Below are 223 nucleotides of genomic sequence, written 5' to 3'. Positions count from 1 at the left end.
CTCAAAGGAATTGACGGGGGCCCGCACAAGCGGCGGAGCATGCGGATTAATTCGATGCAACGCGAAGAACCTTACCAAGGCTTGACATACACCGGAAACGGCCAGAGATGGCCGCCCCCTTGTGGTCGGTGTACAGGTGGTGCATGGTTGTCGTCAGCTCGTGTCGTGAGATGTTGGGTTAAGTCCCGCAACGAGCGCAACCCTCGTTCTATGTTGCCAGCGC

At 57.8% G+C, this 223-nt stretch carries 1 rRNA gene; it reads left to right on the top strand.

Annotated elements, in window-relative coordinates:
* Window positions 1-223: ribosomal RNA gene (locus tag WFH25_RS19415) — 16S ribosomal RNA — on the top strand; the annotation flags it as partial.

The organism is Curtobacterium sp. USHLN213 (genome assembly GCF_037144815.1).
In the GTDB taxonomy this organism is placed as follows: domain Bacteria; phylum Actinomycetota; class Actinomycetes; order Actinomycetales; family Microbacteriaceae; genus Curtobacterium.
The sequence above is the reverse complement of the archived record's forward strand: the minus strand, read 5'-3'. Positions and strand labels throughout refer to the sequence as shown.